Consider the following 19,492-nt stretch of genomic DNA (forward strand, 5'->3'; position numbering starts at 1 on the left):
ATATCCAGTGGATGCGTCAATGGTAGAGCAATCTTATGGTTAGCGGCAGCAACTCCACCGTTGCTTATGAAGGCAGTTGCCGGGCGGGATTCGCGCGCTGGGCGGATAAACTTGCGACCTCGGGTCGGGATCCCGGCGAGATCAAAGACCTGTCAAGGGCGGGTGAAATTCTGATCGCGGCTTACGGTGAGGAGACGGCAATTGATCCGTGCATCGGGGTCGGTCATGCACTCGCAGTCGCGGATATTCTGGCTGAACTCAATCTCGATCGTGAGAGTCTGACGGCGGGATTGCTGCACGGCGTGACTGCCGAGGGCAGGGTGTCGCTGGAACAGGTCAAGGAGCGCTTCGGCGCCACGGTATCCGCATTGGTGGAGGGCGTTTTGCAGATGGATGCAATACGCGAACATCAGCAGGCCAGCGGAGCCGATCGCACCGTAGACGACCAGTCTCAGGCGGAGAGTCTGCGCCGGATGCTGTTGGCAATGGTGAACGATGCACGCGTGGTGCTCATAAAACTGGCGCTGCGTGTCCACAATATGCGATTAGCGCGGGAACTGGATGAAGCAGAGCAGGTGCGTGCGGCGCGTGAGACCTTGGATATCTTCGCCCCCTTGGCCAATCGCCTCAGTGTCTGGCAATTGAAATGGGAGCTGGAGGATCTCGCTTTTCGTTATCTCCATCCAGCTATCTACAAAAAATTGGCGAAGAGTCTCGCCGAGAAGCGGGTTGATCGCGAGCGCTATCTGGTGGACGTGGTATCGCGGTTGCGTGAATCGTTGGCCGAGCACGGTATCGAGGCTGATGTCAGCAGTCGCCCCAAACACATCTATAGCATCTGGAAGAAGATGCAGCGCAAAGGTGTCGAAATCGAAGAGGTCTACGACGTTCGCGCAATCCGGATTCTGGTCAAAGAGGTGCGCGACTGTTACGCAGCGCTCGGCATTGTGCACGGCCTGTGGCAGCACATACCGCGTGAATTTGACGACTACATCGCCAATCCCAAGAAGAATCTGTATCGCTCACTGCACACCGCGGTTGTGGGTCCTAAGGGTCGGACGTTGGAGGTGCAGATCCGCACGCATGAAATGCATCAGCACGCGGAATTGGGCGTGGCCGCGCATTGGCGTTACAAGGAAGGCGTGCGTCGGGATCCGGGATTCGAGCGCAAGATCAACTGGATGCGCCAGTTGATGGAGTGGAAGGAGGAGATGGCCGATTCAGCGGAGTTTCTCGATAATTTCCGCACAGAATCGGCCGAGGAACGCGTTTACGTCTTCACTCCACAGGGAAAGATCATCGATTTGCCGGCGGGTGCGACGCCATTGGATTTCGCCTACCGCGTGCATACGGATATCGGGCACCGTTGCCGCGGCGCCAAGGTGGATGGTCGCATCGTTCCACTGACTTACAAGTTAAGCGGCGGTGAAAAGGTGGAGATACTGACGACCAAGCAGGGCAAGCCGAGCCGCGATTGGTTGAGTCCGCATCTTGGCTACCTGGCAACGTCGCGTGCCCGCTCCAAAGTACGGCACTGGTTCGCCGAGCAGGATCACGAAAAGAATCTGGCGGCGGGACGCGCCGTGCTGGAGCGTGAGCTGCATCGTTTGGGAGTCGAGCCGCGCAGCGCCGACAAGCTACTGGAGCGGTTTCACATGGCCAGGATTGAGGATCTATGGTTGGCCTTAGGCAGAGGTGACGTGAGCGCCGCGCAGATGGTGCACGTAATGGAAAGCCTGCAGTCGCCCCCGGCGGATGCGGCGGTACAGCTACCGATGCGTCGTCATAAAACGCGCACCAGCAGTGGCGATATCTGTATCGAAGGTGTGGGCGATCTGCTTACCCAAATGGCAAAGTGCTGCAAACCGGTACCCAATGATCCCATAATCGGTTACATAACCCGCGGCCGTGGCGTGACGATTCATCGGCGCACCTGTTCCAATGTGCTGCGCATGACAGAAGATCATCGTGCGCGGCTGATTGAAGTGCAGTGGAGTGTTGAAGCTGGAGAGCACTACCCGGTCGACGTTCAGGTCCAGGCGTATGATCGTGCCGGGTTGCTGCGCGATATCACCAATCTGCTGGCCAACGAGAAGGTCAACGTGCTGTCGCTCAATACCACGACTGATCGCCGCGAGCACATGGCGCATATGTCCTTACGCTTGGAGATCGGCGGGCTCGACCAACTGAGCCGTATCCTGGCCAAGCTCAACGAGTTGCCCAACGTTGTGATGGTTCAGCGGCAACGACAGTAAGGTGTCTGTGCGCCGGAAGGGCTGAGCAGCATTCGGGCGAAACGTCTGACAGGGCGTGACGTTGCAAAGATTCAAAATCCGGGTTGTGTCCTGCGGCAGTTTGCAGGGTGCTGGTCAGCGTCGCTGAGGTGAAAGGAGAGTTCTTTACCCCTTGACGGGTTGCTCATCATCCTGCGCCGCACCCTCCAGGCTCGCATCGCGGTTTCAACCCGCCGCGAGGGTTCCCATTCCCCGCCGCATTGGCAATGTCGGTAGAGCATCGAGGTGGGTAGGTTGAGATAGAAAAGATGGTGCCCCGGGAGGGAGTCGAACCCCCGACCTACCCCTTAGGAGGGGGTCGCTCTATCCGACTGAGCTACCGGGGCGGCACGGACCGTTGCGCTTTCTTCCGCAACGTGTTTGATCGAACGATCCCGGGATTTTAGCAAACCCTGACGTGATGGGGGTAACGTGAACGAGCGGCAACGGGTTGCGACGGGAATTCAGTGAGTTTGCCGGTGTTTTTACGACGGTGGTTTGGAGCGGTGAACAAGCAAAGGGCCAACAAGAAGTCGGCCCTTTGTTGTGATGGTGGAGCGGAGGAGGATCGAACTCCCGACCTTCGCATTGCGAACGCGACGCTCTCCCAGCTGAGCTACCGCCCCGAAATGGTGTCGCGCCGGTACATCAGGCTGGCGCGAGGCGCGCTATTCTAACACCGGTGTTTGTTGCTCGCCAGACCATCGCCGGTGTAAGCATACAGGGGTTTTACCGGTCTCCTTATCGATGTTTGACCAGGATGATGCCGCACATTGCGTGACCAGGGAGGGGATCGCTACCATTGCGGCACCGAGGTGAGCTCGCGATAAGTGAGCGGCAATTCGCTGTCGCGTCCGGGGGAACAGGTTCGGCAGTTGTGGTATCCACTCGGAAAAGACCAGTCACAGGAGCCTTTATGCATTCGACAAGACCGTTTCTCGTCACCTCGGACTTCCCCGCGCTGCGCCGCCAGCGGCTGGAGACCCTGCAGGTCAATCTGGGCTACTTATGCAACCAGCAGTGTGTCCATTGTCATGTGAATGCGGGGCCGCGACGGTCGGAATCGATGAGTGTCGAGACGGTCGATCAGGTGCTGCGGTTTCTCGCTGCCAGCACAGCAAACACACTGGATATTACGGGGGGCGCCCCCGAGCTCAATCCCCATTTTCGGCACTTGGTCAAGCAGGCCCGCAAGCAGGGACGCAAGGTGATCGATCGCTGTAACCTGACCATACTGGAAGAGCCCGGGCAGGAGGATCTGACCGAATTTCTCGTTGCCAACGGTGTCGAGGTAACCGCGTCGATGCCGTGTTACCTGGAAGAGAATGTGGATCAACAGCGCGGCAAAGGGGTTTTCGACAAGAGCATCCGGGGTTTGCAGCGCCTGAACGCATCAGGGTACGGCGATCCTGCGAGCGGTCTGATTCTGAATCTGGTCTATAACCCTCAAGGCGCGGTGCTTCCCCCGGCGCAGGTGGAACTGGAGGCCGACTATAAACGCGAGTTGGCGGGACGCTACGGCGTCAAGTTCAATCGACTCCTGACGATCACGAACATGCCGATTCAGCGTTTCGGTAGCATGCTGGTCTCCAAAGGCCAGTTTGAGGGCTATATGCGGCTGCTGCGCGATTCCTCGCGGCCGGAGAATCTCTCGACAGTCATGTGTCTCTCGCTGCTCAGCGTCGATTGGCGCGGTTATCTGCACGATTGCGATTTCAATCAGATGCTGGCGCTGCCGTTTGGTTGGCGTGGCAAACCCCATAGCCATATCTCGGAGCTCGTCGGACGGGACCTGGAGGGCAACGACATCGTAGTAGGCGATCATTGCTATGGCTGTACGGCCGGGCAGGGCAGCAGTTGCGGTGGTGCGTTGAGCTGATTCGCTCGCCAAGCCTCGGCTCGTCTGCGCTATGGTGCCCTCGATCAGCATCATTATTCCCGCTCTGAACGAGGCGGTATCACTTCCAGCATTGCTGCAACGGTTGCAGCCATGGAGGCGGCGACCGGGCTGCGAAATCATCGTTGTCGATGGCGGTAGCCGGGACGGTACGCTGGATAGCAGCGAGGGGCTGGCGGATCTCATGCTTCAATCGCCCGCCGGACGCGGTAGCCAGATGAACGCTGGAGCGGATCGCGCCAACGGAGCGATCCTCTGGTTTCTTCACGCGGACACCATCCCCCCCGGCGATGGGCTCGAGCAGATTACTCGTGCGCTTGAATCGCACGGCTGGGGTCGATTCAACGTGCGTCTCAGTGGTCGCGGTCGGATGTTGCGGGTGGTTGAGCGGCTGATGAACTGGCGTTCCTGCTGGAGCGGGATCGCGACCGGTGATCAGGCCCTGTTCGTACGCCGTGACTGGTTTGAGGAAGTGGGCGGGTTTCCCGATCTTCCGCTGATGGAAGACATCGCCATAAGCCGCTCCCTCAAACGGTTGGGTCGACCCGCCTGTGTGCCGTCTGTGGTGGTCACGTCGAGTCGCCGTTGGGAGCGCAAAGGCGCGATGCGCACGATTTGGCTGATGTGGCGGCTGCGCCTCGCCTATTTTCTTGGCACCGATCCGGCAGTTCTCGCCAGGCGCTACGATCGTGATTGAATCGTATCGCTATCCAAACGCAAGGTTGGTGATCTTCTCGCGTGCGCCGCAGGCAGGGTTTAGCAAGACACGATTGATTCCCGTGCTGGATGCTCAGGGTGCCGCCGATCTACAGGCGCGGTTGCTGCGCCGGACGGTCGAACTGGCGGTTCGGTCGCGGCTGGCACCCGTTGAGCTGTGGTGTACACCAAGCTGCGATCATCCAATCTTCGGAGAGCTTGCGTCCGCCCACCCCATCGCGTTGTTTGCCCAGATCGAGGGGGATCTGGGTGTGCGTATGGCGGATGCGCTGTGCACTGTATTGGCCACAGCGGACGCTGCATTGCTGATCGGTACCGACTGCCCGGCATTGGAGCGCGGTCATCTCGCCGCCTGCCTTGATGCGCTGATCGCGGGTCATGACGCGGTGTTGTTACCTGCTGAAGATGGCGGGTATGTGGCGATTGGCCTGCGACACCCTGCGCCATGGCTGTTTACTGAGATTGCCTGGGGTACCGATCTGGTGATGGAGCAGACTCGAGCGAAACTGCTCGATCAGGATTGGTCATGGCAGGAGCCCGCGGTGCTGTGGGACGTCGATGATCCTGCGGATTGGGTGCGAATGTCACACGATTATCCGGAGCTGGCCGGATAGGTTCCGGTTCAATCAGTGCGCTTCTTGAGTTGTTCGCGTTCGATCTGACGCATGAATCTTTCCAGTTTGCGCAGCTGCGCATCGTTGGTACGGCAGAGTCGAGACCCAATGCGGAGGGTGTCGCTGCCGATGGCCCGGGTGTTGGTCGGCTCGATTTCGCTGTGAAAGACCTCGCCGCCGGGCAGGTGGATCAGACACAATTCTGCGTGAATCTGCGGCTGATTCGGATCGCAGGCAAGACGTACCGCCAACCCGCCCAGCGAAATATCCTCCAGGGTGCCGGACAGGCTGCCATTCTCTTCGTCAACCAGTGTTACGGGAATGGGCGTCAGGGTATCGAGCAAAATGCGAAAGTACACGCGTCGTTGCCGGTATTCGACGGCCCCGGGCAGGTGAACTCGCAGCAGTGCCTTGCCCGCCATGTCTGCCGATTCCAGAATGTGGGTGGCGCATGCGGCCTCCTCACCGTGGAACGCCGCTTTGATTTTTACAGCCTGCCCGCTGCCGGGAAAGGAGCGCCCCTTGGGAACGCTCACGTCGAGCACCAGATAGTCAGCATCAGGATTGACGGCGAGAATCGGTCTTTGCTGATGGGGCAGATCCTTGATTTCGACAGTGACGGGACACTGCAGATCCTGCAGATGATTAAACAGCCGCATGATCTGGGTACGCCCGGTAATGGTGGAGTTATGCAAGGACATGGTGTCAGCAAACCATGCCCGGGGCCGCTGATCAAGCGCCTTGAACTGAGTGGCGCTGGTGTAACTCAGGCCTTGGCAAGCGTATGCGACCCGCTGCGGCGATCGGTGGCGCCGCTTGGTCCGTAGGTTGCCGTTTCAGGTGTACCGCTGAGGATATCCAATGCGCGCTGGACATGACGACGTTGCGTGTCAACCAAGGCGCCATTCAGTTGATTCTGGTTGCGGCATTCATCGGCGAGTTTGAGCAGCTGGTTCCAGCGCTGCCTGAGGGTGGATGCATGAGCGGGCTGCGCGGCGATAAAGCCATCAACCGCCTGGCGGCTGTCGGTTACCTGTAGCGCTTTGAGCAGTGCCCGTCGCTCAACTTCATGTTTCTCGAACACAGCCAGCCGTTGGATTTTTTGCTCCAATGCCGCTTCGATGGCTGATGCGGAGCGTTGCTGAAGGGCATCGTGCTCGTCACGCAATGCACTCAACAGGGCGTTTGCATGCTCAACGCCCTGGTTCAGAATCTGCAGCAGGCGCTCGGCAGTGGCGGGGGCAGACACGAGTCGATCAGGCGTCTTTGCGCGCGGCGCTCAGCGCGGCTTCAAATCCGATCAATTTCTCGGCGGTGCGCTGGGGATTGATCTCGTAGCTGCCATTCGCGATGGCCTGGCGAATGGCTTCAACGCGCTGGTTGTCGACGACCGGAAGCTCGTTGATGGTCTGATTGATCTTCTGCAGATTGGCAGCGGTGTCGGTGAGACTCACCGTGTCGAAGGTGTTTGGTTTGCCTGTCTCCTGCTTTTCCACGCTGGGTGCACTGCGTGTACCATTGATCTGTGATCCTTCACCCGTGTCGTAGGGGACCCGCTGGGGTGTTCCGTTGCTGATTTCGATTGGCATTGTCTGGTTTACTCCTTGGTTCCTCGCAACGTGGTTAGCGGCTGGTCGCTGGCAAACTTTAGCGCCGGACGAAGAAATTATTTCACTGCGATATCAAGCGCCTGACTGACGCAAAGTATAGCAGTTCCGGGTCGTTGACGGTTTCAATCACCTTCACATCAGTACCTGGACCACACCCGGGGCGCTCACTGTCCCTTCAACGATGCGCCGGGTTTTGTTGTTGCGCACGCGAATACGGTCGTTGTGGGCACCATCGGCAAGTGCTTCGCCGGCCATGCGGACCTCGATGCCGCCGGAATTGGCGACGATGATGACTGTTTGACCTCTTTCGACGATGTGGGGGGCGGCAAGATGGTGCGGCGTCAATACCGTCCCTGCCGTCACCGACCGACGCAACTCCTTGCCTACCGCGTTCGAAGGGTCGGCAATAAAGCCGTAGCCGAGACGTGACACGTCCTTCTCGACGAGTTCGATATCCGCTGCACTGAGCAACGCACCGCGCAGCAGCGCGCCCTGGGCCACTGCCACTGGTCGATAGACCTTGATTGTGACCGGGATGTAGAGCTTCCAGGGCTTGGGACCGCTGCAGCGCACGCCCAAGGTGGTGTGCCCGGAGTTGCGGCCGCCGGGGGGGCGAAACACTTCCAGCGCTGCGGCGCACTGTTGCAGGCGCAGCCGGGAGTCGAGATGGCCGATCGTGAATTCAGTGCGCCCCTCACCCACCGGAGGGTTGTTCTCCAGATGGGTTTTGGCGGCCAAGCGGATCGAGTCATGTGGCTGCAGTAGCGATGCCGCTGAAAGCGGTGTCAGCCACACCAGTGCGATCGTTGTCCAAGCACTGAGTCGTCGCAGAGCGCTCCGCCTTGCCGGGCGCAGCGCTTCTTGTAACCGACCAATTGGCTTCCTATGATTTCGATAGATATTCATGGTTTGTCAAGATTCCGTCTCTCTGACCGATATCTGCAAGTTGTGTGCCCAACTTGCTACTCGATGAGAGCAGTGGGCAAATCAATCGGTAAGGGGTTCACACGATGAGCAAACTCCTCGAAGGAGTCGATCAGCGTACGCAGATAGCCGGGCATAACCGGTTGGAATTGTTGTTGTTTCGACTGGCGGGCAAGCAGATCTATGGAATCAACGTGTTTAAGGTTCAAGAGGTGATCCACTGTCCGGCACTTACCAAGTTGCCGGGTTCTGATCCTAAAGTACGCGGTATTGCCAATATGCGCGGCAAAACATTGCCGGTCATCGACCTGTCGCTCTCCATTGGTGGCCCCAGCCTTGGCGGCGAGGGTGGGTTCGTCATTATCGCCGAATACAACCGCACGCTGCAGGGTTTCCTGGTCGGGTCGGTGGACAAGATCGCCAACAAAAGATGGGAAGAGGTGCTCCCACCTCCCAAGGGCACCGGTAAGGGCAGCTACATGACAGCGGTGACCGAGGTCGAAGGCCAGATGGTCGCAATCATTGACGTCGAGAAGGTTCTTTCCGAGATCAATAAGCGCGGCGATGAACTGCCCGAAGAATTCGCGTTTTCTGCACCGGTCGAGACGGCGTTGCCCAAACACATTCTTGCCGTGGATGATTCGATGGTTGCTCGCCGGCAGATCATGAACTCCCTAAAGAAAATAGGTGTTGACTGCACGATCGCCAGAAATGGCCGCGAGGCGCTTGACACGCTGAGGAAGTGGGCGGATGAAGGACCGATTCAGGAGCGTATCGCCATGGTGATCTCGGATGTCGAGATGCCCGAAATGGATGGCTATACACTCACGACCGAGATACGCAAAGATCCTCGTTTGGCCGGATTGTTCGTCATTTTGCATACTTCACTGAGTGGCGTTTTCAATCAGGCGTTGGTCGAGAAGGTGGGCGCTAATCGGTTTCTGGCGAAATTCGACGCCGAGGAGTTCGCCAACGTGGTACTTGGTACCATCCGTGAATTGGGTGGTGGTGAGCCGGTCGGCGGTTGAGCGCCGGCGACAAGCCCTTATAAACACCGCTCGATTGGGTAGTTGTTGCTTGCGGTATACGCTATGCTGCGACGCAGCAGTTGTAAAGAAACAATGGTCCGGCGAAAGAACGAACCCGTCCGGCGCTGAACAGCGGCAGGGGAGCAAGTCACTTTTGAATGCCACCGTCTCACCTGAAGCCTATAAAGGGTTTCAGCATTTTCTGGAGGATTCCTGTGGCATTGTATTGGGTGACAATCGCCATTACCTGGTCAGCAGCCGTCTGCATCGTGTGATGCAGGAGAACAAACTGGATTCTTTGGACGAGTTATTGAGCCGGTTGCGCCGCAGCCCCAATTCCGGATTGCGCGAGTTGGTGATCGATGCCATGACCACCAACGAGACCTTCTGGTTTCGCGATGGCTACCCCTTCGATGTTCTGAAAAGCAGGATTTATCCGGAACTCGCCCGGCTCGGGCGGGGGCCGTTGCGAGTGTGGTCGGCAGCATGCTCATCCGGCCAGGAAGCCTACTCGATCAGTATCACCACCCAGGAGTGGCGGACGACCAATCCTGGTGCGCTACCCGCCGATGTGCAGATTATCGGCACCGATATCTCGCCGAGCGTGCTGCGTCAGGCCAAGGACGGACGCTACGACGAGGCGGCCATCCGGCGGGGCGTCAGCACCGAGCGTCAGCAGCGCTACTTCCGTAAGGCGGACGACGAATGGGAGGTGCGGCCAGAGATCAAGGCCCGGGCCGCGTTTCGCGAGGCCAACCTTTTGGGGAACTACTCGCTGTTGGGGCGATTCGACGTAATCTTCTGCCGCAACGTGCTGATCTATTTCTCCAATGATCTCAAACGCGACATCATCGGACGTATGGCGAAGGTCCTCAATCCTGGCGGCTATCTCTTCCTGGGCTCGTCCGAGTCCATTTCGGCGCACTCCGATGCCTTTGAAATGGTGCGCTGCAATCCGGGTGTGGTCTACCGCTTGCGGGGTTAGCCCGGGGGTGGGTTTGCCGCATCAGTCCTTCCGCTTAGCCGCGATTCTTCTTGCCGCCACCGGCAATCCTTGCCGCTTTGGGGTGCTCGCCGTTTTCTAAGCAGTTGTATCTAAAAGAATAAGTAAAACTGGCACAGCGGTTGCTCTGGTTTTGGCCAAACAGGCTAAAGTCCGGAGAGAGCAGTGCCGATAAACATCGATTCCGCCCTGGGTATCCACACTGATGCGCTCGCCTTGCGTGCTCGTCGTGCGGAGGTGCTCGCCTCCAATCTCGCCAACGTCGATACCCCCAACTACAAGGCGCGCGATTTCGATTTTCGCACCGTGTTGGATCGTGCGCAGCAAGGCGCGGGGATGTTGAAGGTCAGTCATCCGGCCCATATCCCCAGCGCCGGCGCCAACGCTGCGATGCCGGAGTTGGCGTATCGGATGCCACTTCACGCCTCGCTGGACGGCAACACGGTAGACGCCTCGCAGGAGCAGGCAGCCTTTGCCGAGAACGCCCTGCAGTACCGAGCCAGCCTGACCTTCCTCAATAGCCGCATCCGCGGTCTGCTGACTGCGATTCGGGGAGAGTAATCATGTCGCTATTCAATATCTTTGACATCGCCGGGTCGGCGCTCAGCGCGCAAACCGTGCGCCTCAACGTCACCGCCAGCAACCTTGCCAATGCGGAGAGTGTTTCCAGTAGCGTGGGTGAGACCTACCGGGCGCGGGAGCCGGTGTTTCAAACCGTGCTCGACAAGTTGGGCGATCCCGCGTCAGCAGGTGTGCGCGTTGCCGGCATAGTCGAGAGTGCCGCCCCCTTGCAACGACGCTTCGAGCCCAATCACCCGCAGGCCGATGCCGACGGCAACATCTTTCTTCCCAACGTCAATGTGGTGGAGGAGATGGCCAACATGATCTCCGCGTCGCGCTCGTATCAGAACAGCGTCGAGGTCTTCAACACTTCCAAAGATCTGCTGCTGCGAACTCTCACACTGGGTCAGTAAGGAGCCAATCATGACGACGGCGATAGAAAGCGACATTTTTTCAGCCTTGGGCCTCGGTGCCGCGCAGGCACAACCGACCAAAGCGAACGATCAGCTCTTACAGGAGGATTTCCTGAAACTGATGGTGGCGCAGTTGAAGAATCAGGATCCCATGAAGCCCATGGAAAGCGGCGAGTTCCTTGGCGACATCGCGCAGTTCGGAACCGTTTCGGGTATCCAGGATCTGCAGGAGTCCTTCGCATCGTTGAATAGCTCCGTCCAATCGAGTCAGGCGCTGCAGGCCGCGGCCCTGGTGGACCGGCAGGTGCTGGTGCCGATGAGTCGCGGTCAGCTCGAGAGTGGCGGTGCCATCAGCGGTGCGGTCGAGCTTCCCGCCAGTACTTCACAGCTCACACTCGGTGTCTACGACAGTGCGGGTGCCCTGGTACGCCAGATCAGCATGGGCAGTCAGCCCGCCGGGTTGGCGCAGTTCCAGTGGGATGGGCTTGCCGACAACGGCACCTACGCGCAACCCGGGCTCTACCAGGTGCGAGCCGAAACGTTCTACAACGGCGAGAGCACCTCCGCCACCACGCTGATCGAAGCCGATGTGCGCAGCGTAACGCTGGGCAGTGGGGGACGGGGATTAACGGTCGATCTGGGAGTGCTCGGCTCGGTGAGCTTAGCGCAGGTCCGGCAGATTCTTTAACACAACGTTTGTTGGGATGAGGAGATAGCACCATGCCTTTCGAAATTGCACTAACCGGTATGAATGCCGCCAGCGCAGACCTCAGCATTATTGGCAACAACATCGCCAATAGCGGCACGACGGGGTTCAAGCAGTCACGCGGCGAGTTTGCCGACATCTTCGCCGTGAGCAACCTGGGTACCGCGGGTAACGCCATCGGTCAGGGTGTGCAGCTTTCCAACGTGGCCCAGCAGTTCACCCAGGGCAATCTGAGCTTTACCGAAAGCCCACTCGATCTGGCGGTGAGCGGCGAGGGATTCTTCCGTCTCAACGAAAACGGCAACACGCTCTATTCGCGATCCGGTGCCTTCCACGCCGACAATCAGGGTTACATCGTCAACAACCAGAATCAGCGCCTGACAGGTTTTCTGGCGGATGCGGCTGGCAATATCACCGGCGCACTCGGTGACATGGTTATCTCCACCGCCAATATCGCGCCCTCGGCAACTGCGACGGCGAATCTGGCGCTCAATCTGGATGCCAATGCCACCATCATTCCTGCGGCGACCTTGTTCACACCGGCCGACCCTGCGACGTTCAACCACTCCACCTCGGCAACCATATACGACTCGTTGGGCAACGGCTTGCTGGCGACGACCTACTACCGGCGTACTGCGGCCAATACCTGGAACAGTTACCTCTATGTGACACCCCCAGGGGGGACGCCAATCGAAATCATACCCTCTGGCGGCGTAGCGGGTGACCCGGTCGTTATGGGATTCAACAACGCAGGTGTGTTGACCTCGGTGCTACCCGTCGGCACGGTCGCCGGTACCAGTGCCGCCTATACCTCGACATCGCTGGCGGCTGCCACAGGCGGAGCGAACCTGAACCTGGAGCTCCGTTATGCAGGTACCTCTCAATACGGCAGCGCCTTCACGGTAGCCAGTCTGACACAGGACGGTTATCCGACCGGACGTCTGAGCAGCATCGACATCGAGCAGGACGGCACGATCTTCGGGCGTTTCACCAACGGCCAGTCACAGGTCGTCGGGCAGGTGGCGCTATCCACCTTCAACAATGTGCAGGGTCTGCGCCAGTTGGGCGAAACCAGTTGGGCGGAATCCTTTGAATCGGGCGCCGCGCTGACAGGTACGGCGGGAACCGGAACACTGGGATTGATCCAGTCCGGAGCGCTGGAGGAGTCCAACGTCGACCTCTCGCAGCAATTGGTGAAGTTGATCACTGCACAGCGCAACTTCCAGGCCAATGCGCAGGTGATCTCCACCGCGGATCAGGTCACTCAGACCATCATCAATATTCGTTAGTAGATGACTGTAGGAACGGCTTCAGCCGCGAAAACGCCCTGGAAAACCCGGCGACCGATCGCGGATAAATCCGCTCCTACAAATGACGCGGAGACAAACGACAAATGGACCGCATGATCTATCTGGCCATGAACGGCGCCAAGCAGGTGATGGTGGCGCAGTCGGCCAACGCCCACAATCTGGCCAACGTCAACACCGCCGGATTCCGCGCCGATCTCAACCATTTCCGCGCCATGGCGCAGTTTGGCGACGGTCAACCCAGCCGGGTCTGGTCGATGAGCGAACGGCCGGGGGTGGATCTTTCCTTCGGCTCCATGCAGCAGACCGGCCGTGAGCTGGATGTCGCCGTCGCGGGTCATGGCTGGTTGGCCGTGCAGGCTCCCGATGGCAGCGAGGCCTATACCCGGGCGGGCGATCTCCGCGTTACACCCGAAGGTCTGTTGACCACCGGTGCCGGTTACCCGGTGTTGGGCAGTGGTGGTCCGATCGCTCTGCCGCAGGCCGAAAAAATCGAGATCGGGGCCGACGGTACCGTCTCGATTCGGCCGGTGGGACAGGCTGCCACGACACTCACCGAAGTCGATCGCATCAAGCTGGTCGATCCACCCGCGGCTGAACTTGAGAAACTGGGCGATGGGCTTTTGCGACTGCGTGGCGGGGCCACCGCAGAGCCCAGCGCCGAAGTTCGGCTCTCTTCGGGCGTCGTGGAGTCGAGCAACGTCAACTCCGTGGATGCGCTGGTCAACATGATCGAACTGGCGCGACGTTTTGAAATGCAGGTCAAGCTGATGAAAGAGGCTGAGGACAACGATGCCGCTTCAGCGTCACTGATGCGGATTACGGGCTAGAACCACTGAATCACAGGGTAAGGGGAACAGGATTATGAGCAGTCAATCGATGTGGATCGCCAAGACGGGACTGGAAGCGCAGCAGACGCGCATGTCAGTCATCTCCAACAACCTGGCGAATGTGAACACGACCGGTTTCAAACGCAGCCGCGCTGTGTTTGCCGATCTGCTCTACCAGAACGTGCGCCAGCCGGGTGGCCAGACCTCCCAGGACACCCAGCTTCCCTCGGGCCTGCAGCTGGGGACCGGCGTGCGCACCGTGGCCACCGAGAAGACCTTTACCCAGGGCAGTCTGGTGCAGACCGCCAATCATCTCGATGTCGCTATTCAGGGACGCGGCTTTTTTCAGATTCTGATGCCCGACGGTAGCGTTGCCTACACCCGTGACGGTTCGTATCAGATGGATGCCCAGGGGCAGATCGTCACCTCCAGCGGCTATCAATTGCAGCCGGCGATCACCATTCCCGCCAACACCCAGAGCATCACGATCGGTACCGATGGCACGGTTTCGGTGATGGTGGCCGGTAATACCGCACCGACCAATGTCGGCAACATACAGTTGAGCGATTTCATCAACCCGACCGGTTTGCAGCCGGTGGGTGAGAACCTGTTCAAAGAGACCGCCGCCAGCGGTACGCCGCAGACCGGGACACCGGGTCTGACCGGATTGGGCACCCTGGTGCAGGCATCGCTGGAGTCCTCCAACGTCAATGTGGTGGAGGAACTGGTCAACATGATCGAGACTCAGCGTGCCTACGAAATGAATTCCAAGGCCATCTCCACGGCCGATCAGATGATGCAGTTCGTGACCAACCAACTGTGATGCGTTGTAGAGGGATCGGGAGTCAGCCATGAATAACACAGCGCGCCAACTGTGCATTGTGATCAGCGTGTGGATGCTGAGCGGCTGCGTGGCCAGCCAGCCGGTGCGCGATCCTGCTTATGCGCCGCCGCGTCCCGCGCTGCCGGAGACCAGCCGCGTCAATAACGGCGCCATCTACCAGACGGGTTTCGGCGTGCGGCTGTTTGAGGATCAGCGCGCGCGACGCGTCGGTGACATCCTTACCATCACGTTGCAGGAGACCACCAACGCCACCAAGAGCAACAGTACCAAAACCGCAAAGGACAACGAGGTCGACATCGCCGGGCCGACGCTGTTGGGTGGGCCCGTCACCAAGGACGGGAAAGAGTTCCTCGCCGCCAACCTGGATTCCAACCAGGAGTTCGAAGGCAGCGGCGAAAGCAGCCAGAGCAACCGCCTGACGGGCAACATCACAGTCACCGTCGTCGAAGTGCTGCCCAATGGCTATCTCATGGTGCGTGGTGAGAAGGTGCTGACGTTGAACCGAGGGGACGAGTTCGTGCGTTTATCGGGCATCGTGCGCCCGGTTGATATCCGCTCCAACAATACGGTGCTCTCCACCCAGGTGGCCGATGCGCAGATCATCTACTCCGGCTCCGGCGAGGTGGCCGATGCCAGCAAGCATGGCTGGCTGTCGAAGTTCTTTCTGGCCTTCTGGCCCTTCTGAGGCAGTTTGAGGTAATGGCAATGACTAGGGGATCCGAGTTCACGAGGCTGATGACCATCATGGTGCTGCTCTTCGCCACGCTGTTTGCCACCAGCGCGGTGTTTGCCGAGCGCGTCAAAGATCTCGCAACAGTGGCGGGAGTGCGCAACAACCAGCTGGTCGGGTACGGGCTGGTGGTGGGGCTCGACGGCACCGGCGACCAGACCAGCCAGACGCCGTTCACGGTCCAGAGCATCAAGAGCATGCTCGCGCAGTTCGGTGTCGTTGTCCCTCCGGAGACCAATTTGCAGCTCAAGAACGTGGCCGCGGTAACGGTACATGCCAACCTGCCGCCCTTCGCCAAACCCGGTCAGACCATCGATGTGACGGTCTCCTCCCTGGGCAATGCCAAGAGTCTGCGGGGTGGCAGCCTGCTGATGGCGCCGTTACGCGGTGCGGACGGTGAGCTTTACGCCATCGCGCAGGGCAACCTGGTGGTAGGTGGATTCGGTGCGGCCGGCGCCGATGGTTCGAGCATCACGGTCAATGTGCCGAGTGCGGGGCGTATTCCCAATGGTGCGACCGTGGAGCGTGCCGTGGCCAATCCGTTCCTCGACGGCAGCCAGCTCACGCTCAATCTGCACCGGCATGATTTCACCACCGCTTATCGTCTGGCGGCGGCCGTCAATCGGGTGGTGGGCAAAGGCACGGCACGTCCCGTGGATGGCACCTCTGTGGAGGTCAACGTACCGCAGGATCCGGCACAGCGTGTCGCCTTTGTGGCGCTGCTCGAGGGGGTGGAGCTGGAGCCCGGCGAGGCGCCTGCGCGCGTGATCATCAACTCGCGTACCGGCACGGTGGTGATAGGCAGCCATGTGCGGGTTATGCCAGCCGCGGTATCGCACGGCAATCTCATCGTCACCATCAGCGAGGAGGCCGATGTCAGTCAGCCGGCGCCGCTTGCCGGTGGCACCACCACTGTGGTGCCGCGCAGTCGTGTGGAGCTGGCGCAGGAGAAGAATCGCATGTTCCTCTTCAGCCCCGGCGTGCAGCTCAACGACATCGTCCGGGCGGTCAATCTGGTGGGTGCTGCGCCGGGTGATCTGGTGGCTATTCTCGAAGCTTTGCGCGAGGCCGGTGCGCTGCGTGCCGAGCTGGTCGTCATCTAGCGGTTATTGCCGGCCATGAGTGTTGCGCCCTCCGCTGCGGTCTACACCGATTTTTCCGGTCTGGCGGCGCTGCGTGGCCGCGCGCAAAGCGATGAGCAAAAGGCTCTCGGGGAGGTCGCGAAACAATTCGAAGCGATCTTCATGCAGATGATGCTGAAGAGCATGCGCGCAGCGAGTCTGGGTGAAGGCATCTTTGACAATGACCAGAGCGAACAGTACCGGGACCTGCTCGATTCGCAGCTCTCGATCTCGCTGTCGCAGGGACGCGGGATGGGATTGGCGGATGCGATCGTGCGTCAGCTCGGGGGCGAGGCCGGAGTTCGACCCACCTCGGAGGTGCGAGGCCCGTTGTTGCCTGCGCCGGTATCGCCGCACACCCGGTTGACGCCTGGTGCTGATCAGGAAGTGACGGCGGCCCCTGAGCCGCAGTCGCAGGCGACCCTGCCCGCACGGTTCGACTCTCCCGAAGGTTTCATCGAGGCGTTGTTCCCCTACGCGGCCAAGGCAGCGCGGCTGCTGGGCCTGGGTCCGGAGGTGCTTATCGCCCAGTCGGCACTCGAAACCGGCTGGGGCAAGGCGGTGATCGCTGATGCGCGGGGTGCGAGCAGCCACAATCTGTTCAACATCAAGGCGGATAGTCGCTGGGATGGTCCGGTGGTGGCCAAGAATACCCTGGAGTATGTGGATGGCGTTGCCGTGCGCGAGCGCGCTCTGTTTCGCCGCTACGATTCCCCCGAACAGAGTTTTCAGGATTATGTGGCCTTTCTGCAAGGCAGCGCCCGCTACGCATCGGCGCTGACGGAGGCGGGGGACGCCAAGGGTTTCGTGCGGGCGTTGCAGAATGCCGGTTACGCCACCGATCCCGCCTATGCGAACAAGATCAGCGCCATTCTCGACCGGTTCAAGTCCGGTGAGCTGCCGCCGATACCCTCTTCGTAGGAGCGAATTCAATGCCCGCGAGCGAGTACCCCAAATTGTTGATGGTCACTGAGGAGGTTCCCAATGGCCTCCGGTGACATGCTGGGCATTGGTGTTTCCGCGCTGCTCTCCTATCAGCGCTCGTTAGCCACAACCGGTCACAACATTGCCAACGTCAACACCGACGGTTACAGCCGCCAGCGCACCGATCTGACACAACGCGTTCCGCAATACAGCGGCAACGGGTTTATCGGTACCGGCGTCGAGGTGGTGACCACCCAGCGCATCTACAATCAGTTTCTGGTGAACGAGGTGCGTAACAACAGCACCTCCTACAAACAGACGGAGACCTTTTACCAGTTTGCCTCGGGTGTCGACCGGTTGCTGGCCGATGCCCAGGCCGGACTGCAACCCGGCCTGGACAGCTTTTTCAACGCCGTGCAACAGCTCGCGGATTTTCCCACGTCCTCGGCCGTGCGACAGACGGTCTACAGCGAAGCGGAATCGTTGACGGCGCGTTTCGATACCTTGAGCCAGCAGCTGGGTTCGATGCGCAATTCCGCCGATCTGCAGTTGCGCAACACGGTTTCCGAGATCAACGGTCTTGCCAGCTCGATTGCCGCATTGAACGAGAGGATCGTCTCGTTCCGTGGTGGGGCCAGCCAGGGACAGCTGCCCAACGATCTCCAGGATCAACGCGATGAATTGCTGCGTCAGCTCGCGGAGCGCGTCAGAGTCACTGCGCTGGAACAGGATGACGGGGCTCTCAATGTCTTTATCGGCAACGGTCAGACTTTGGTGGCGGGAAATCGCGCCAGCACCCTGGCGACCCTGCCCGGCAACTTCGACGCCAGCCAGCTGGAGATCGCGTTCTCCCAGGGTGGCACCACGATTCCCATCACCGGTCAGATCTCCGGCGGTGTGCTGGGCGGGCTGCTGCAGTTTCGCAGCGAGGTGCTCGATCCCGCGTTCAATGAGCTGGGGCGGGTAGCCATCGGGTTGGCCGATACCTTCAACGATCAGCATCAACTGGGTCAGGATCTGCTGGGGAATCCAGGCGGCCTTTTCTTCAACGATCTGGCGGCCACCAGTCCCACCACCTTTGCCAGCACCACCAACACGGGCACCGGTGTGATCGCAGCGGCGATAACCGATGTGAACACGCTGACTAGCAGTGACTATCGCCTCAACTATGTAGCCGGTACCTATTCGCTGATTCGGCTTTCCGACAACACCACGGTCTCGTCAGGCGCATCGCTCGCCGCCATCGCGGCCGATGGCTTGTCGTTCTCGCTCGCCAGTGGTGCGCTGGCGTCTGGCGACAGCTATCTGATCCGCCCGACGCTCAACGGGGCCGCTGACATTGCGCTCAGCATCGCGACACCCGAGGCCATTGCGGCCGCTGCACCGATTCGTACTGCCACCGCGCTAGCCAACACCGGAAACGGAGTGATCAGTGCCGGTACCGTCAATGCGCCACCTCCAGCTGACGCCAACCTGCAACAAACGGTAACGATCACTTTTGATAACCCGCCGACGACCTTCGATGTGGTTGGTACCGGCACCGGAAATCCCACCAACGTCGCCTACACCAGCGGTGGTTCGATTACCTACAACGGTTGGACGATCCAGCTCAGCGGCACGCCCGCCGCGGGCGATGTATTCACCATCGAGGCCAATACCGGCGGCGTGGGCGACAATCGCAATGCGTTGTTACTGGCCGGTCTGCAGACGCAGAACACTTTGCAGAACGGCACCGCCACCTTTCAGTCGGCCTACGCTTCATTCGTCGCCAGCGCCGGCGTGCAGACCCATCAGGCCGATATCAGCCAGCAGGCGCAGAAATCGCTGCTCGATCAGGCGGTGGTATCGCGCGATGCCATTTCGGGCGTCAACCTCGATGAGGAGGCGGCGAATCTGGTGAAGTTTCAGCAGGCCTATCAGGCGGCAGCGCAGGTGATTGCCACTGCCAATACACTTTTTGAAACTTTGATCGGCGCCGTGCGGAGGTAAG

At 59.8% G+C, this 19,492-nt stretch carries 20 protein-coding genes and 2 tRNA genes; 16 read left to right on the plus strand and 6 right to left on the minus strand.

Features of this window, described 5'->3' with window-relative positions:
* The first annotated feature begins 35 nt into the window (after positions 1-35).
* On the plus strand, positions 36-2,255 hold the full coding sequence (locus tag DWQ09_10515; GenBank protein ID KAA3627610.1) for a GTP diphosphokinase: 2,220 nt from the start codon (positions 36-38) through the stop codon (positions 2,253-2,255).
* A gap of 288 nt (positions 2,256-2,543) precedes the next feature.
* On the opposite strand, the gene DWQ09_10520 is transcribed toward DWQ09_10515, so the two are convergent.
* Positions 2,544-2,620, minus strand: a tRNA-Arg gene (locus tag DWQ09_10520).
* 203 nt (positions 2,621-2,823) lie between these two features.
* Positions 2,824-2,899, minus strand: a tRNA-Ala gene (locus tag DWQ09_10525).
* Between the two features lie 290 nt (positions 2,900-3,189).
* On the opposite strand from DWQ09_10525, the gene DWQ09_10530 reads away from it, so the two are divergent.
* The 3 genes from DWQ09_10530 to DWQ09_10540 are packed head-to-tail and all read left to right on the plus strand — an operon-like array spanning position 3,190 to position 5,501.
* On the plus strand, positions 3,190-4,152 hold the full coding sequence (locus tag DWQ09_10530; protein ID KAA3627611.1) for a radical SAM/Cys-rich domain protein: 963 nt from the start codon (positions 3,190-3,192) through the stop codon (positions 4,150-4,152).
* Between the two features lie 31 nt (positions 4,153-4,183).
* Positions 4,184-4,867 (plus strand): glycosyltransferase, encoded by a 684-nt coding sequence (locus tag DWQ09_10535; GenBank protein KAA3627612.1) that lies wholly within the window; start codon positions 4,184-4,186, stop codon positions 4,865-4,867.
* Positions 4,815-5,501 carry a glycosyltransferase gene (locus tag DWQ09_10540; protein KAA3627996.1) on the plus strand — a complete coding sequence of 229 codons (687 nt, stop codon included), beginning with the start codon at positions 4,815-4,817 and terminating at the stop codon, positions 5,499-5,501. Before DWQ09_10535 ends, DWQ09_10540 begins: the two co-directional genes overlap by 53 nt.
* An 8-nt stretch (positions 5,502-5,509) precedes the next feature.
* Here the strand turns inward: DWQ09_10540 and DWQ09_10545 are convergent, their stop codons facing one another.
* From DWQ09_10545 to flgA, 4 genes are all read right to left on the minus strand, one after another.
* Positions 5,510-6,202 (minus strand): hypothetical protein, encoded by a 693-nt coding sequence (locus DWQ09_10545; GenBank protein ID KAA3627613.1) that lies wholly within the window; start codon positions 6,200-6,202, stop codon positions 5,510-5,512.
* Between the two features lie 65 nt (positions 6,203-6,267).
* Positions 6,268-6,750, minus strand: a complete 483-nt coding sequence (locus DWQ09_10550) for a flagellar protein FlgN (protein ID KAA3627614.1) — start codon at positions 6,748-6,750, stop codon at positions 6,268-6,270.
* 7 nt (positions 6,751-6,757) lie between these two features.
* A complete protein-coding gene (gene flgM / locus DWQ09_10555; protein ID KAA3627615.1) occupies positions 6,758-7,090 on the minus strand; it encodes a flagellar biosynthesis anti-sigma factor FlgM in 333 nt (110 codons plus the stop codon).
* 153 nt (positions 7,091-7,243) lie between these two features.
* Positions 7,244-8,017, minus strand: a complete 774-nt coding sequence (gene flgA / locus DWQ09_10560; GenBank protein KAA3627616.1) for a flagella basal body P-ring formation protein FlgA — start codon at positions 8,015-8,017, stop codon at positions 7,244-7,246.
* A gap of 104 nt (positions 8,018-8,121) precedes the next feature.
* Here flgA and DWQ09_10565 point away from each other — a divergent pair, with 104 nt between their 5' ends.
* The 12 genes from DWQ09_10565 to DWQ09_10620 all read left to right on the plus strand — a co-directional run bounded on the left by DWQ09_10565 (position 8,122) and on the right by DWQ09_10620 (position 19,491).
* A complete protein-coding gene (locus tag DWQ09_10565; protein KAA3627617.1) occupies positions 8,122-9,063 on the plus strand; it encodes a chemotaxis protein CheV in 942 nt (313 codons plus the stop codon).
* A 154-nt stretch (positions 9,064-9,217) separates the two neighbouring features.
* Entirely contained in the window at positions 9,218-10,048 is an 831-nt protein-coding gene (locus tag DWQ09_10570; protein KAA3627618.1) for a protein-glutamate O-methyltransferase CheR, read from the plus strand.
* 183 nt (positions 10,049-10,231) lie between these two features.
* Complete coding sequence (gene flgB, locus DWQ09_10575) at positions 10,232-10,627, plus strand: flagellar basal body rod protein FlgB (GenBank protein KAA3627619.1); 396 nt, start codon at positions 10,232-10,234, stop codon at positions 10,625-10,627.
* A 2-nt stretch (positions 10,628-10,629) separates the two neighbouring features.
* Positions 10,630-11,040 (plus strand): flagellar basal body rod protein FlgC, encoded by a 411-nt coding sequence (gene flgC, locus DWQ09_10580; GenBank protein KAA3627620.1) that lies wholly within the window; start codon positions 10,630-10,632, stop codon positions 11,038-11,040.
* A gap of 10 nt (positions 11,041-11,050) precedes the next feature.
* Positions 11,051-11,728, plus strand: a complete 678-nt coding sequence (locus tag DWQ09_10585; GenBank protein ID KAA3627621.1) for a flagellar hook assembly protein FlgD — start codon at positions 11,051-11,053, stop codon at positions 11,726-11,728.
* A gap of 32 nt (positions 11,729-11,760) precedes the next feature.
* Entirely contained in the window at positions 11,761-13,035 is a 1,275-nt protein-coding gene (locus DWQ09_10590) for a flagellar hook protein FlgE (GenBank protein KAA3627622.1), read from the plus strand.
* Positions 13,036-13,139: 104 nt separating this feature from the next.
* Complete coding sequence (flgF, locus tag DWQ09_10595) at positions 13,140-13,883, plus strand: flagellar basal-body rod protein FlgF (GenBank protein ID KAA3627623.1); 744 nt, start codon at positions 13,140-13,142, stop codon at positions 13,881-13,883.
* A 34-nt stretch (positions 13,884-13,917) separates the two neighbouring features.
* Complete coding sequence (flgG, locus tag DWQ09_10600) at positions 13,918-14,706, plus strand: flagellar basal-body rod protein FlgG (protein ID KAA3627624.1); 789 nt, start codon at positions 13,918-13,920, stop codon at positions 14,704-14,706.
* 28 nt (positions 14,707-14,734) lie between these two features.
* On the plus strand, positions 14,735-15,412 hold the full coding sequence (locus DWQ09_10605; GenBank protein ID KAA3627625.1) for a flagellar basal body L-ring protein FlgH: 678 nt from the start codon (positions 14,735-14,737) through the stop codon (positions 15,410-15,412).
* 50 nt (positions 15,413-15,462) lie between these two features.
* Entirely contained in the window at positions 15,463-16,560 is a 1,098-nt protein-coding gene (locus tag DWQ09_10610; protein ID KAA3627626.1) for a flagellar basal body P-ring protein FlgI, read from the plus strand.
* A gap of 15 nt (positions 16,561-16,575) precedes the next feature.
* Complete coding sequence (locus tag DWQ09_10615; protein KAA3627627.1) at positions 16,576-17,499, plus strand: flagellar assembly peptidoglycan hydrolase FlgJ; 924 nt, start codon at positions 16,576-16,578, stop codon at positions 17,497-17,499.
* Positions 17,500-17,562: 63 nt separating this feature from the next.
* Positions 17,563-19,491 (plus strand): flagellar hook-associated protein FlgK, encoded by a 1,929-nt coding sequence (locus DWQ09_10620; GenBank protein KAA3627628.1) that lies wholly within the window; start codon positions 17,563-17,565, stop codon positions 19,489-19,491.
* Position 19,492 lies beyond the last annotated feature (1 nt).

The organism is Pseudomonadota bacterium, from assembly GCA_008501635.1.
Taxonomy (GTDB): domain Bacteria; phylum Pseudomonadota; class Gammaproteobacteria; order QQUJ01; family QQUJ01; genus QQUJ01.